The following is a 12,357-nucleotide window of genomic DNA, read 5'->3' on the forward strand; positions in this document are numbered from 1 at the left end:
GCCTCAGGTGAGGTCGTCCAGCGCGACGCGGAGGTCCTCCCACAGGTCGTCGACGTCCTCGACGCCGACGGAGAGCCGGACGAGCGCGTCGGGGATCGTGGCGGGCTCGGCCTTCCAGCGACGGCGCCGCTCGAAGGTGGACTCCACGCCGCCGAGGGACGTGGCGTGCACCCACAGCCTCGTCTTGTGGGTGAGCAGGTCCGCGGCCATGGCGCCCTGGGCCAGCACGATCGCCACGATGCCGCCGAACCCGGGGTAGCGGACCTCCTCGATCGCCGGGTGGTCGCCCAGCCGGCGCGCCAGCTCGGCGGCGTTCGACTGCGCCCGCTCGACGCGGAGGTGGAGGGTGCGCAGGCCGCGCAGGGCGAGGTAGGCCTCGAACGTGCCGGGCACCGCGCCGAGCAGGTCGCGACGGCCCTTGATCACTCCGTGCAGCTCGTCGTCGGCGGTGACGACCGCACCCATGAGGACGTCGCTGTGGCCGGCGAGGTACTTGGTGACCGAGTGCACGACCAGGTCCGCGCCGGACTCCAGCGGTCGCTGGAGCAGGGGAGTGGCGAAGGTGTTGTCGACGACGGCGTACGCCCCGGCCTCGTGGGCGGCGGCGATGATCGTCGGGAGGTCCGCGATCTCGAGCGCCGGGTTGGTGGGCGACTCCAGCCACACCAGCGCGGCGTCCTCGCAGGCCCTGACCACCGCAGCGGTGTCGGTCACGTCGACCAGCTCGGTGCGCAGGCGGCCGCGGGCCTCGAGGTCGCCGAGCTGCATGGCCGTGCCGGTGTAGCAGTTGCGGGGCGCGACGACCTTGGCGCCGTTGCCGACGAGGTCCAGCACGGTCGCGACGGCGGCGAGCCCGGAGGAGAACGCCAGCGCGCGGCCGCCCTCGAGCCCGCCGAGGGCCGTCTCGAACGCGCTCCAGGTCGGGTTGCCGTACCGGCCGTACTCCCGGTCACCGCCGGCCACGAAGGTCGACGCCGGCGTGATCGGCTCGTTCAGCGGCTGGTCCGCGACGTGCGGAGGGCGGCCCAGGTGCACCGCGCGGGTGCCGGTGCCCATCGACGCGAGGTGGTCGGTCAGGTGGTCGGGCGCGTCCGCAGTCATGGGACAACCCTAGGTCGATAGGGTCGGACGGTGATCCGCAAGCCCCGCGTCGCCGTCGTCTTCGGTGGCCGTTCCAGCGAGCACGCCATCTCGTGCGTGACCGCCGGCAGCGTCCTCCAGGCCATCGATCCCGAGCAGTACGACGTCGTGCCGGTCGGCATCGCCCGGGACGGCCGCTGGGTGCTGGAGTCCGGCGACGTCGAGCGGCTGCGGATCGGTGCCGGTGACGGCGCCGACCGGATGCCCAGCGTCGACGGCGAGCGCGCGACGGTCGCGCTCGCCCCCGACGCGGCCGGGACCGACCTCGTCGTCACCGAGGCCTCGGCGCCGCCGCGCACGCTCGGCGAGGTCGACGTGGTCTTCCCGCTGCTGCACGGCCCGTGGGGCGAGGACGGCACGATCCAGGGCATGCTCGAGATGGCCGGGGTGCGGTACGTCGGCGCCGGCGTGCTCGCGTCCGCGGTCGCGATGGACAAGGCCTACATGAAGGTGGTCCTCGCCGCCGCCGGCCTGCCGGTCATGCCGAGCGTGGTGGTCACCGCCCGCGAGTGGTCCGCGGACCCGCAGGAGTGCCGGGAGCGCTCCGCCGGGCTGGGCTACCCGCTCTTCGTGAAGCCCGCCCGCGGCGGCTCGTCGATCGGCATCTCCAAGGTCCACGACCCCGCCGGTCTCGACGCGGCGATCGAGCACGCCCTCGAGCACGACCCTCGGGTGCTGGTCGAGGTCTGCGCCACCGGTGCCCGCGAGGTCGAGTGCGGCGTGCTGCAGGCGCTGGACGGGTCGACCGAGACCAGCGTCCCGGCGGAGATCCGGATCACCGGTGACCACGAGTTCTACGACTTCGACGCCAAGTACCTCCCCGAGGAGGCCACCGAGCTCGACGTGCCCGCCGTGCTGCCCGACGGCGTGGAGGAGCGGCTGCGCAGCCTGTCGGCCGCGGCGTTCGAGGCGGTCGGGTGCGAGGGGCTGGCCCGGGTCGACTTCTTCGTCTTCCCCGACGGCTCGCTGGTGGTCAACGAGCTCAACACCATGCCCGGGTTCACCCCGCTGTCGATGTTCCCGCGGATGTGGGCGGCCACCGGCCTGGACTACCCGGCGCTGGTCGACCGGCTGCTCCGCCTCGCGCTGGCGCGCGACACCGGCCTGCGCTGACGCCCTGCCCCGGAGCAGCACGACGCCCCGCGCCCGGCGGGCACGGGGCGTCGGGTGCGGTCCTCAGATGTGGACGACCGGGCAGGTGAGGGTGCGGGTGATGCCGTCGAGGGTCTGCACCTTCGCGACGACGAGCTTGCCGAGCTCGTCGACGTTGCGCGCCTCGGCGCGCACGATCACGTCGTAGGGCCCGGTGACGTCCTCGGCGAGGGTGACACCCTTGACCTGCGCGATCTCGCGGGCGACCTCGGCAGCCTTGCCGACGTCGGTCTGGATCAGGATGTACGCCTGGACGACCATCGTGGTGCTCTCCCTGCTGCTCAGCGCTGGACTGCGGTTCGGCGTCAACCTACCCCCTGGTCGCCACGCGCCGACAGCCCGGCGCCCGCTCGCCGCCCGGCGGGCGTCTGGTGGGATGGGTCCATGGCTGCGAGTGCTCCGTTCCCCGCCGGCGCGACGTTGGGCGACGCCGGTGAGTTCGGCCTGATCGAGGCGTTCACCCGGCTCTTCGAGCAGGGCGAGCACGTCCTGGTGGGCCCCGGCGACGACGCGGCGGTGCTGCGCGTGCGCACCGGGCACGTCGTGGTCTCCACCGACCTGATGGTCGAGGGCCGTCACTTCCGCCGGGAGTGGGCGTCCGCGGAGGACGTCGGGCACCGTGCCGCCGCGCAGAACATCTCCGACATCAACGCCATGGGCGGTCGCGCCGGCTCCTTGACCGTCGGGCTCGCCGCACCGGCTGACCTCGAGGCGCAGTGGGCGCTGGACTTCGCCCGCGGCTTCGCCGACGAGTGCGCCCTCGTCGGCGCGAGCGTCGTCGGCGGCGACCTGACCCGCGCGGACGAGATCGTCATCGCCGTGACCGTCCTCGGCGCCTGCACCGTCTCCCCGGTGCTCCGCTCGGGCGCCCGCCCCGGGGACGTGCTCGCCCTGCACGGCCGGCAGGGCTGGGCCGCCGGGGGACTGGCGGTGCTCGGTCGCGGCTTCCGCTCCCCGCGCGTGCTCGTCGAGGCCTACCGCCGCCCCGCTCCGCCGTACGACGCCGGGCCGGCCGCCGCCGAGGCCGGTGCGACCTCGATGATCGACGTCTCCGACGGCCTGCTCGCCGAGGCCGGCCACCTCGCCTCGGCCTCCGGGGTGGCGATCGACGTCCGCCGCGGCGCGTTCGAGGTCCCCGAGCCGCTGCACGCCGTCGGCGCGGCTCTCGGCGCCGATCCGCTCGGCTTCGTGCTCGGTGGAGGCGACGACCACGCCCTGCTCGCGACCTTCGACTCCGCCGACGTCCCCGAGGGCTGGGACGTGGTCGGCGAGGTCACCGAGCCGGCCGACGGCGCGGTCGGCGCCGTCACCGTCGACGGCGCCCCCTACGACGGCCCGACCGGCTGGACGCACTTCTGAGCCGAGCCGGCGCCCCGGGCGGGCGGGCGTCGCTGCTTGCAACGCGCCGTTCGAAGGACTACCGCGCCGGCGGATCGGCGCGGCAGTGCCTCCAACGGCGCGGGAGACCACCGAACGGCGCGTTGCACGCTCCGACGGCGCGGCAGACCAGCGGACAGCGCGGCAGACCACCGGACAGCGCGTTGCACGAACGCGCGGGTGCGCGCCGGAAGGCGGGGAAAAGCAGGAGGCCGCCACCCCTCAGGGGTGACGGCCTCCGCGGATCGACTCGCTCAGCGAGTGACCTTGCCGGCCTTGAGGCAGCCGGTGCAGACGTTGAGCCGCTTGGGCGTACCGTTGACGGTCGCACGAACCCGCTGGATGTTGGGGTCGAAACGACGCTTCGTGATCTTGCGCGACCACGGCCGGTTGTTGCCGAAGCCAGGCTTCTTGGCGCAGATGTCGCAGACGGCAGCCACCGTGAACTCCTGATGATCGATTACGTGTGAGGCGCCCGACGAGCGGGCAACCGGGCGAGAATATCTGACGAGTGGGTCCACCCGGAAATCGTCGCCCGAGGCCATACCCTGGCTCCTCGTCATCCGCCAGGACCGGCCCCGACCATCGTGCCACGGTCCACGGTCACCCACGACAGTCGAGGACGCCGATGGAGCAAGTGCCGGGCCACGGCGCCATCTCGCTCGCGGTCGTGCTGCGGTTCGTCGACATCGCGGTCGAGGCCCTCGCCGAGGCGCGCGAGGAGGTGGACGCGCTCAACGTCTACCCGGTGCCGGACGGCGACACGGGCACCAACATGTGGCTGACGGTCTCGGCGGCGCGCGACGCGCTGCGCGAGGCGACCGGTGGCGGGGACCCCGACGCCGACCTCGGCCCGGCCCTGGCGGCCCTGGCGCGCGGGGCGCTGCTCGGTGCCCGCGGCAACTCCGGGGTGATCTTCAGCGAGATGCTGGGGGCGATCGCCCGGCGGCTCGCGTCCGGCCGGGGCGGCGAGCGCAACGCCGCGGTCATGGCCGACGCGCTCCGGCACGCCAGCGACGCGGCGTACGCCGCGGTGGGGGAGCCGGTCGAGGGCACGATGCTCACCGTGGGTCGCGCCGCCGCCGAGGCGGCCGGGGAACGCGCTGCCCAGCCGGGTGCGCGCGCCCGCGACGTCTTCGCCGCCGCCGCGGAGGCGGCCCGCACCGCCCTCGCGCGTACGCCGGAGCAGCTGGCCGTGCTGCGCGACGCCGGCGTGGTCGATGCCGGCGGTCGCGGGCTGAGCGTGGTGCTCGACGCCGCCGAGACGGTCCTGACCGGCCGCCGGCCGGTGCCGGTGACCGCGCCCCTGGGCAGCCACCTGATCCCGCAGCCGGCCATGGTGCAGCACGAGCTGTCCCCGGACGGTCCGTCCTACGAGGTCATGTACCTGCTCGAGGCCGACGACGAGCACATCCCGCCGCTGCGCCGGTCGCTGGGCGCGCTCGGCGACTCGCTGGTGGTCGTCGGCGGCGAGGGGCTCTGGAACGTCCACGTCCACGTGGACGACGTCGGCGCCGCGATCGAGGCCGGCATCGAGGCCGGCCGGCCGCACCGGGTGCGCGTCACCCACTTCGCCGAGCAGGTCGCCGAGGCACGTCGCCGCACCCCCGCGCGCGCCGGGCGGAAGGTCGTGGCCGTCGCTGCCGGCCCGGGACTGGCCCGGTTGTTCGAGGAGGCCGGCGCGGTGGTCGTGCACGGCGGGCCGGGCCGCCGGCCGAGCACGGGGGAGCTGCTGGAGGCGATCACCTCCTGCGGCGCCTCCGAGGTCGTCGTGCTGCCCAACGACCACGACTCCGTGCGGGTCGCGCAGGTCGCGGCCAGCACCGCCGAGGGCGACGCCCAGGGCGGCCTGCGCGTGGCGGTCATCCCGACGCCCGCCCAGGTCTCGGGGCTGGCCGCGCTGGCGGTCCACGAGCCGGGCCGCTCCTTCGACCAGGACGTGCTCGAGATGACCGCGACCGCCCGGCACGCCCGCCAGGGGGCGGTCACCGTCGCGGCGCGCCGGGCGATGACGATGGCCGGCCCCTGCGAGGTCGGCGACGTCCTCGGCGTGGTGGCGGGCGACTTCGTGGTCGTCGGGGAGGACCAGTTCGCCGTGGGCACGCAGGTCCTCGACCGGCTGCTCGGCGGCGGCGGCGAGCTGGTGACGATCGTCGCCGGCGCCGAGGATCCCGAGGGCGCCCTCGCCACCCGGTGCGCCGGCTGGGTGGAGGAGCACCACCCCGCTGTCGACGTCGTGGTGTACGACGGTGGCCAGGAGCGGTACCCGCTCCTGGTGGCGGTCGAGTGAGGGGAGCGGACACCGCGTGATCACCGTCGAGACGCCGGTCGCCGCCGTGCTGGGCGACCACAAGGGCAAGCGCGCCAAGATCGAGGAGAGGCTCGGCATCCGCACGGTCGGCGACCTGCTGCACCACTTCCCGCGGCGCTACGTCGAGACCAAGGAGCTCACCAAGGTCGACGAGCTGCAGCCCGGCGAGGTCATCACCGTGGTCGGCGAGGTCGTCGCCTCCGACGTCCGCACCTACACCGACCGGCGCACCGGCCGCACGGCGTACCGCCTGGACACGACGCTGACCACCGACGGCCCGCGGCTGCGGATGTCGTTCTTCGCCAAGGGCCGCCACGTCGCGGAGTGGAACGCCCGCCGCCTGGCGGTCGGCCGGCGCGGGCTGTTCGTCGGCGGCGTCAACGCCTTCCGTGGCGAGTGGCAGCTGACCAACCCCAAGATAGTGCTCTTCGGCGAGGGCCCCGAGGGCGGTCCCGGCGGGCCCGACGCCGAGGACGTCGAGGCCGAGCTGGACGCCCTGGGCGCGCTCTACCCGATCTACCCGCTCACCAGCGGGGTGGAGTCGTGGGACCTGCAGCGGGCGATCACCTTCGCGCGCAGCGTCGTCGACGAGGTGCCCGACCTCCTCCCGCCCGACGTCCGCGACGAGCACGGACTGCTGCCCGCCCGGCGGGCCCTGGACTGGGTGCACGCGCCCGACGACCGTCGCCAGGTCGGCGCGGCGATGAAGCGGTTCCGCTTCGAGGAGGCGCTGGTCACCCAGCTGGTCCTGGCCAGGCGCCGCCGGGCGCTGCGGGACCTCGGCGCCCGGACCCGCACCGGCGGCGAGGGCGCGCTGCTCGCGGCGTTCGACGCCCGGCTGCCCTTCGAGCTCACCGCCGGCCAGCGCACGGTGGGGGAGGAGATCGAGCGCGACCTCGCCGAGCCGCACCCGATGAACCGCCTCCTCCAGGGCGAGGTCGGCTCCGGCAAGACCCTGGTGGCGCTGCGGGCCATGCTCCGGGTCGTGGACTCCGGCGGGCAGGCGGCCCTGCTCGCGCCGACCGAGGTGCTCGCCCAGCAGCACCACCGCTCGATCACCGCCATGCTCGGCGACCTCGCCGCGGGCGGCATGCTCGGCGGCGCCGCGGAAGGCACGAACGTCGAGCTGCTCACCGGGTCGATGACCAAGGCCCAGCGCACCGGTCCGCTGTCCCGGCTGGCCACCGGCGAGGCGGGCATCGTGATCGGCACCCACGCGCTGCTCGAGGAGCACGTCTCGTTCTTCGACCTCGGCCTGGTCGTCGTCGACGAGCAGCACCGCTTCGGCGTGGAGCAGCGGGCCGCGCTGACCGACAAGGCCGGCACCCCGCCGCACGTGCTGGTCATGACCGCCACGCCGATCCCGCGCACCGTGGCGATGACGGTCTTCGGCGACCTGGAGACCTCGACGCTCACCGAGCTGCCGGCGGGCCGGGCACCGATCCAGACCAACGTCGTGCCGCTCGCCGAGCACCCCGGCTGGATGGGGCGGGTGTGGGAGCGGGTCCGCGAGGAGGTCGCCGCCGGCCACCAGGTGTACGTCGTGTGCCCGCGCATCGCGGGCGACGAGCTCGAGCAGGGCGGCGAGGACGCACCCGCCGACGACCCCGGGGCGCCGGGGGAGGACACAGGTGAGAAGGCGGGGGAGAAGGCGGGGGAGAAGAAGGCCGCCCGCACCGGACCGCCCCTGGCGGCCGTGGAGGAGGTCGTCGCGGAGCTCGCCGCCGGCCCGCTCGCCGACCTCCGCGTCCAGGCGCTGCACGGCCGGATGCACCCGGAGGAGAAGGACCGCACGATGCGCGCCTTCGCCGCGGGCGACGTCGACGTGCTGGTCTCGACCACGGTCATCGAGGTGGGCGTCGACGTCGCCAACGCGACCACGATGGTGCTGCTCGACGCCGACCGGTTCGGGGTCTCCCAGCTGCACCAGCTGCGTGGTCGCGTCGGCCGCGGCGGGCTGCCGGGGCTGTGCCTGCTGGTCTCGCGCGCCGAGGCCGGCACACCGGCGCGCGAGCGGCTCGACGCCGTCGCCGGGACCACCGACGGCTTCGAGCTGAGCCGGGTGGACCTGGAGCAGCGCCGCGAGGGCGACGTGCTGGGCAAGAACCAGTCCGGCTACCGCTCGAGCCTCCAGAACCTCCGCGTGCTCCGGGACGAGGAGACCATCGTGGCGGCGCGGCAGGCCGCCGAGACGCTGCTGGACCGCGACCCCGCGCTGGCCGGTGCACCCGAGCTGGCCGCGGTCGTGCGGGACATGGAGCTCTCGGTGGCCGGCGAGTACATGGAGAAGTCGTGAGGGACCAGTGACGAGGATCATCGGCGGGTCCGCCGGCGGGCGGCGGCTGGCCACCCCCCGCGGGGCCGCAACCAGGCCCACCAGCGACCGGGTCCGCGAGGCGCTGTTCTCCGCCGTGGAGTCCTGGTGCGGCTCGCTGCACGGCCTGCGCTTCCTCGACCTGTACGCCGGCTCCGGCGCGGTGGGCCTGGAGGCGTGGTCCCGAGGCGCCGGGGTGGTCACGCTGGTCGAGCAGGACCGTCGCACGGCCGCCCTCGTCCGCGAGAACGCCCGGACCATCGGCTTCCCCCGGGCCGACGTCGTCGCGGCCGCGGTCGGCACGACGCTGCACCGGGCGCCGGCCGCGCCGTACGACGTGGTCTTCACCGACCCGCCGTACCCCCTGGACGAGGCGGGCCTGGCCCGCGACCTGCTCGCCCTGGTCGAGCACGGGTGGCTCGTCCCCGACGCGCTGGTCGTCGTCGAGCGGTCCGTGCGCAGCCCCGAGCCGACCTGGCCCGACGGCATCGAGCCGGTCCGGGAGCGCCGCTACGGGGAGACCGTGCTCTGGTACGGTCGCGCCGCCCGACCCACCGACGACCCTCCCGCCGGCGACGACCCGGCCGAGGACTAGAGCGGAGCCGCACGTGCGCCGAGCCGTCTGCCCGGGGTCCTTCGACCCCGTCACCCACGGCCACCTCGACATCGTCCGACGCGCCTCGGTGCTCTTCGACGAGGTCGTCGTCGCGGTCGGGGTCAACGCGTCGAAGAACCGGCTCTTCGAGGCCGAGGAGCGGATCTCGATGCTCGAGCAGGCCTGCGCCGGCTGGGACAACGTCCGCGTCGACGGCTTCACCGGCCTGCTCACGACGTACTGCCAGGAGAACGACGCCGTCGCCGTCGTCAAGGGCCTGCGGGGTGCGGGCGACTTCGAGTACGAGCTGCCGATGGCGCACATGAACACCTCGCTCACCGGCGTCGACACCGTCTTCGTCCCCACCAGCCCGGAGTGGTCCTTCCTCTCCAGCAGCCTGGTCAAGGAGGTCGCGACGTACGGCGGCGACGTCTCGGCGTTCGTGCCGGCACCCGTGCTGGAGCGGCTCACCGCGCGGCTGGCCGAACGGCGTGCCGCCCGTGCCTGACACCTCGCGACCTGCGTTTTGTCCGATCGTCGGCACGCCGGTTAGGCTTCTCGCTGATCTGTACGTGCCCGGACCGGAAGTGATCTCCTGAACAGCCTGGACCCGAGAGCGCCGCTCGTGCTCGACACCCGCGAGCTCGGCCGCCGCCCGGGGTCCCAGCGACAGGTGACGCGGACGGTGCCGGCACCGCCAGATCTAGGCATCGAAGTCCTCAAGGTCCCCGAGGGGTCGCCGGTCGAGCTCGACCTGCGCCTCGAGGCGGTCATGGAGGGCGTGCTGGTGACGGGCACGGCGCGAGCCGTGCTCGAGGGCGAGTGCGCACGGTGCCTGGAACCGATCGAGGACGACACCGAGGTCACGTTCCAGGAGCTGTTCGTCTACGACGACCCTGCCCACCAGGGCGACTCCGAGGACGACGAGGTCAGCAAGCTCGAGGACGACCTGCTCGACCTCGAGCCGCTGCTGCGGGACGCGGTGGTGCTCGCACTGCCGTTCCAGCCCTTGTGCGAGGACGACTGTCCTGGCCTGTGCACCGAGTGCGGTGCACGCCTGGCCGAGGACCCCGACCACTCGCACGAGGCGCCGGTCGACCCGCGGTGGGCGGGCCTCGCGGCCCTGCAGGACCAGGACTCCCAGGACAGCTGAGAGCCACCAAGACAGCAGGACCGACCTCGGTCCCGCGAGCAGCACCGAAGCCAGGTACGGCCGGCACCACCGGTCCAGAACGAGGAGAGAACAGTGGCAGTCCCGAAGCGGAAGATGTCGCGCAGCAACACGCGTCACCGTCGGTCGGCCTGGAAGGCCGTCGCGCCCACCCTGGTGACCTGCGCGAACCCCGCCTGCGGTGCCAAGCACCTCCCGCACCGTGCGTGCGGCGAGTGCGGCCAGTACGGCGCTCGCGCCGACCGTCGTCAGGTCATCTGAGAACCGGTCCACTGACCAACTACAGCGAGCTGCGCGCGGCGCTCGGGGATCCGGAGCTGGACCCCGAGCTGCTGGAGCGTGCGCTCACGCACCGTTCCTACGCGTACGAGAACGGCGGCCTGCCGACCAACGAGCGCCTGGAGTTCCTGGGTGACTCGGTGCTCGGCGTCGTCGTGACCGAGACGCTCTACACGACCCACCCCGACCTCTCCGAGGGTCGGCTGGCCAAGCTCCGCGCCGCGGTCGTCAACGCCCGCGCGCTGGCCGAGGTGGGTCGGGCCATCGGCCTGGGCGACCACGTGAAGCTCGGTCGTGGCGAGGAGTCGACGGGCGGTCGGGGCAAGGCCTCGATCCTCTCCGACACCGTCGAGGCGGTCATCGGGGCCGTCCACCTCTCCGGTGGCGGCTTCGAGACCTCCGCCCGCGTCGTCCACCTCCTCTTCGACCCGCTCATCGAGGCCGCCTCGGCCATGGGCGCGGGCCTGGACTGGAAGACCTCGCTGCAGGAGCTCGCCGCCGAGCACGCCCTCGGGGTCCCCGAGTACGTCATCGAGGACGAGGGCCCCGACCACCAGAAGACCTTCACCGCGCAGGTCCGGGTCGGCGACAAGCTCTACGGCAACGGCGTGGGCCGCTCCAAGAAGGAGGCCGAGCAGGCCGCCGCGGAGACGGCGTACGGCGAGATCGCCACCGCCCTGGGCGTCACGGACCCGGCGGCCGACGCCGCCACGAGCACCGCCACGAGCACCGCCACCAGCGCCTCCCAGCACTCCGCCTGAGCCGTGCCGGAGCTGCCCGAGGTCGAGGTCGTCCGCGCCGGCCTCGAGCGGCACGTGCTCGGCGCGACGATCACCCGCGTCGACGTCCTCCACCCGCGACCGGTGCGCCGCGACCCCCGCGGGCCGGAGGGCTTCGCCCAGGCGCTGGCGGGGCGCCGCATCGTCGCCGCCCGCCGGCGCGGGAAGTACCTCTGGCTGCCGCTCGACGACGGCGACGCGCTGATGGCGCACCTCGGCATGAGCGGGCAGCTGCTGGTGCAGCCGCCCGACGCGCCGGCCGAGCGGCACCTGCGGGTGCGGCTGGCGCTCGACGGCGCGGACGAGGGGCGCGAGCTGCGGTTCGTCGACCAGCGGATGTTCGGCGGCCTCTCGGTCTCGGCCGGCGGCGCCGGGCTGCCGCCCGAGATCGCCCACATCGCCCGCGACCCGCTCGACGAGCAGTTCGACCTCGACGACGTCGTACGTCGCGTGCGGCGCCGGACCTCGGGCGTCAAGCGGCTGCTGCTGGACCAGAACCTCGTCTCGGGCGTCGGCAACATCTACGCCGACGAGGCGCTGTGGCGCGCGCGCCTGCACGGCGAGCGCCCGGGGGACCGGCTGACGGGTCCGCAGGTGCGCGAGCTCCTCGGCCACGTGCGCGACGTGATGACCGACGCGCTCGCCCAGGGCGGGACGTCGTTCGACGCGCTGTACGTCAACGTCAACGGCGAGTCCGGCTACTTCGACCGCTCGCTGCACGCCTACGGCCGCGAGGGGGAGCCGTGCGACCGGTGCGGGACGCCCATCCGCCGGGTGGCGTTCATGAACCGCTCGTCGTACTTCTGCCCGCGCTGCCAGCCGGCGCCGCGCCGGCGACGCCCGGTGCCGGCGGGTGCCCCGCCGGTGGTGCCCGTCCCGGATTGACCGGACGGCGCCTCGGTGGGACTCTTGAAGACGGCCCGCCTCCGCGCGGCACGCCCCCGGTGGCCATCTGCGCCGCTCCCCGGTCCCACGAGGACCGCCCTCCGCACGACCATCTCCGAACCGAAGGAAGACCCCATGGCCAAGGCGCTGATCGGCTACCTGGACAGCGACCTGCGTGACCCCCGCCTCTCGGCGGACAACGCCCGTCTCCGCGCCCGCGTCCGCGAGCTCGAGGCCCTCGTGCTCAAGCTGAGCGAGGAGAACGACCGCCTCGTCGCGGCGCAGGCCGCCGACATCCTCGACCGCGAGTCGGCGCTGCAGGAGATGCAGCCCGCCTGAGCCGCCGACCGGCGC

14 protein-coding genes are annotated in these 12,357 nt (G+C 74.2%); 11 read left to right on the forward strand and 3 right to left on the reverse strand.

The features are described from left to right. Positions 1-3 precede the first annotated feature (3 nt). Positions 4-1,101, reverse strand: a complete 1,098-nt coding sequence (locus OSR43_RS07130) for a PLP-dependent aspartate aminotransferase family protein (RefSeq protein WP_302270544.1) — start codon at positions 1,099-1,101, stop codon at positions 4-6. Positions 1,102-1,131: 30 nt separating this feature from the next. Between OSR43_RS07130 and OSR43_RS07135 the strand changes: the two genes are divergently transcribed. Next, positions 1,132-2,253 carry a D-alanine--D-alanine ligase family protein gene (locus tag OSR43_RS07135; RefSeq protein ID WP_302270545.1) on the forward strand — a complete coding sequence of 374 codons (1,122 nt, stop codon included), beginning with the start codon at positions 1,132-1,134 and terminating at the stop codon, positions 2,251-2,253. Between the two features lie 63 nt (positions 2,254-2,316). On the opposite strand, the gene OSR43_RS07140 is transcribed toward OSR43_RS07135, so the two are convergent. Then, positions 2,317-2,553 (reverse strand): Lrp/AsnC family transcriptional regulator, encoded by a 237-nt coding sequence (locus OSR43_RS07140; protein WP_166190128.1) that lies wholly within the window; start codon positions 2,551-2,553, stop codon positions 2,317-2,319. A gap of 123 nt (positions 2,554-2,676) precedes the next feature. Here OSR43_RS07140 and OSR43_RS07145 point away from each other — a divergent pair, with 123 nt between their 5' ends. Then, positions 2,677-3,651: a thiamine-phosphate kinase gene (locus OSR43_RS07145; protein ID WP_302270547.1), complete on the forward strand. Its 975-nt coding sequence runs from the start codon at positions 2,677-2,679 to the stop codon at positions 3,649-3,651. Between the two features lie 272 nt (positions 3,652-3,923). Here OSR43_RS07145 and rpmB read toward each other — a convergent pair whose 3' ends face one another. Continuing rightward, a complete protein-coding gene (gene rpmB, locus OSR43_RS07150) occupies positions 3,924-4,109 on the reverse strand; it encodes a 50S ribosomal protein L28 (protein ID WP_011756723.1) in 186 nt (61 codons plus the stop codon). Positions 4,110-4,297: 188 nt separating this feature from the next. Here rpmB and OSR43_RS07155 point away from each other — a divergent pair, with 188 nt between their 5' ends. The 9 genes from OSR43_RS07155 to OSR43_RS07195 all read left to right on the forward strand — a co-directional run bounded on the left by OSR43_RS07155 (position 4,298) and on the right by OSR43_RS07195 (position 12,342). Then, complete coding sequence (locus OSR43_RS07155; RefSeq protein ID WP_302270548.1) at positions 4,298-5,959, forward strand: DAK2 domain-containing protein; 1,662 nt, start codon at positions 4,298-4,300, stop codon at positions 5,957-5,959. Between the two features lie 16 nt (positions 5,960-5,975). Beyond that, entirely contained in the window at positions 5,976-8,276 is a 2,301-nt protein-coding gene (locus tag OSR43_RS07160; RefSeq protein WP_302270549.1) for an ATP-dependent DNA helicase RecG, read from the forward strand. Between the two features lie 7 nt (positions 8,277-8,283). Beyond that, positions 8,284-8,889, forward strand: coding sequence for a 16S rRNA (guanine(966)-N(2))-methyltransferase RsmD (gene rsmD, locus OSR43_RS07165; protein WP_302270550.1), 606 nt, complete (start codon positions 8,284-8,286; stop codon positions 8,887-8,889). A 13-nt stretch (positions 8,890-8,902) separates the two neighbouring features. Further along, positions 8,903-9,397, forward strand: a complete 495-nt coding sequence (coaD, locus tag OSR43_RS07170) for a pantetheine-phosphate adenylyltransferase (protein ID WP_302270552.1) — start codon at positions 8,903-8,905, stop codon at positions 9,395-9,397. A gap of 117 nt (positions 9,398-9,514) precedes the next feature. After that, complete coding sequence (locus OSR43_RS07175; RefSeq protein WP_302270553.1) at positions 9,515-10,042, forward strand: DUF177 domain-containing protein; 528 nt, start codon at positions 9,515-9,517, stop codon at positions 10,040-10,042. 93 nt (positions 10,043-10,135) lie between these two features. Then, the gene (gene rpmF / locus OSR43_RS07180; protein ID WP_166189999.1) at positions 10,136-10,321 is read left to right on the forward strand and encodes a 50S ribosomal protein L32; all 186 of its coding nucleotides are present in this window, start codon (positions 10,136-10,138) and stop codon (positions 10,319-10,321) included. Between the two features lie 11 nt (positions 10,322-10,332). Beyond that, positions 10,333-11,100: a ribonuclease III gene (gene rnc / locus OSR43_RS07185; protein ID WP_367891526.1), complete on the forward strand. Its 768-nt coding sequence runs from the start codon at positions 10,333-10,335 to the stop codon at positions 11,098-11,100. Positions 11,101-11,103: 3 nt separating this feature from the next. Beyond that, complete coding sequence (mutM, locus tag OSR43_RS07190) at positions 11,104-12,003, forward strand: bifunctional DNA-formamidopyrimidine glycosylase/DNA-(apurinic or apyrimidinic site) lyase (RefSeq protein ID WP_302270555.1); 900 nt, start codon at positions 11,104-11,106, stop codon at positions 12,001-12,003. A gap of 135 nt (positions 12,004-12,138) precedes the next feature. Then, entirely contained in the window at positions 12,139-12,342 is a 204-nt protein-coding gene (locus OSR43_RS07195) for a hypothetical protein (RefSeq protein ID WP_302270556.1), read from the forward strand. Positions 12,343-12,357 lie beyond the last annotated feature (15 nt).

The sequence above is a fragment of the Nocardioides sp. Arc9.136 genome (assembly GCF_030506255.1).
Taxonomy (GTDB): Bacteria; Actinomycetota; Actinomycetes; order Propionibacteriales; family Nocardioidaceae; genus Nocardioides.

Bases quoted from the DNA above. Each gene is read 5' to 3' on its own strand.
- OSR43_RS07195 (WP_302270556.1), top strand. From the start codon at position 12,139: ATGGCCAAGGCGCTGATCGGCTACCTGGACAGCGACCTGCGTGACCCC.
- OSR43_RS07145 (WP_302270547.1), top strand. From the start codon at position 2,677: ATGGCTGCGAGTGCTCCGTTCCCCGCCGGCGCGACGTTGGGCGACGCC.
- OSR43_RS07130 (WP_302270544.1), bottom strand. From the start codon at position 1,101: ATGACTGCGGACGCGCCCGACCACCTGACCGACCACCTCGCGTCGATG.
- OSR43_RS07140 (WP_166190128.1), bottom strand. From the start codon at position 2,553: ATGGTCGTCCAGGCGTACATCCTGATCCAGACCGACGTCGGCAAGGCT.
- OSR43_RS07155 (WP_302270548.1), top strand. From the start codon at position 4,298: ATGGAGCAAGTGCCGGGCCACGGCGCCATCTCGCTCGCGGTCGTGCTG.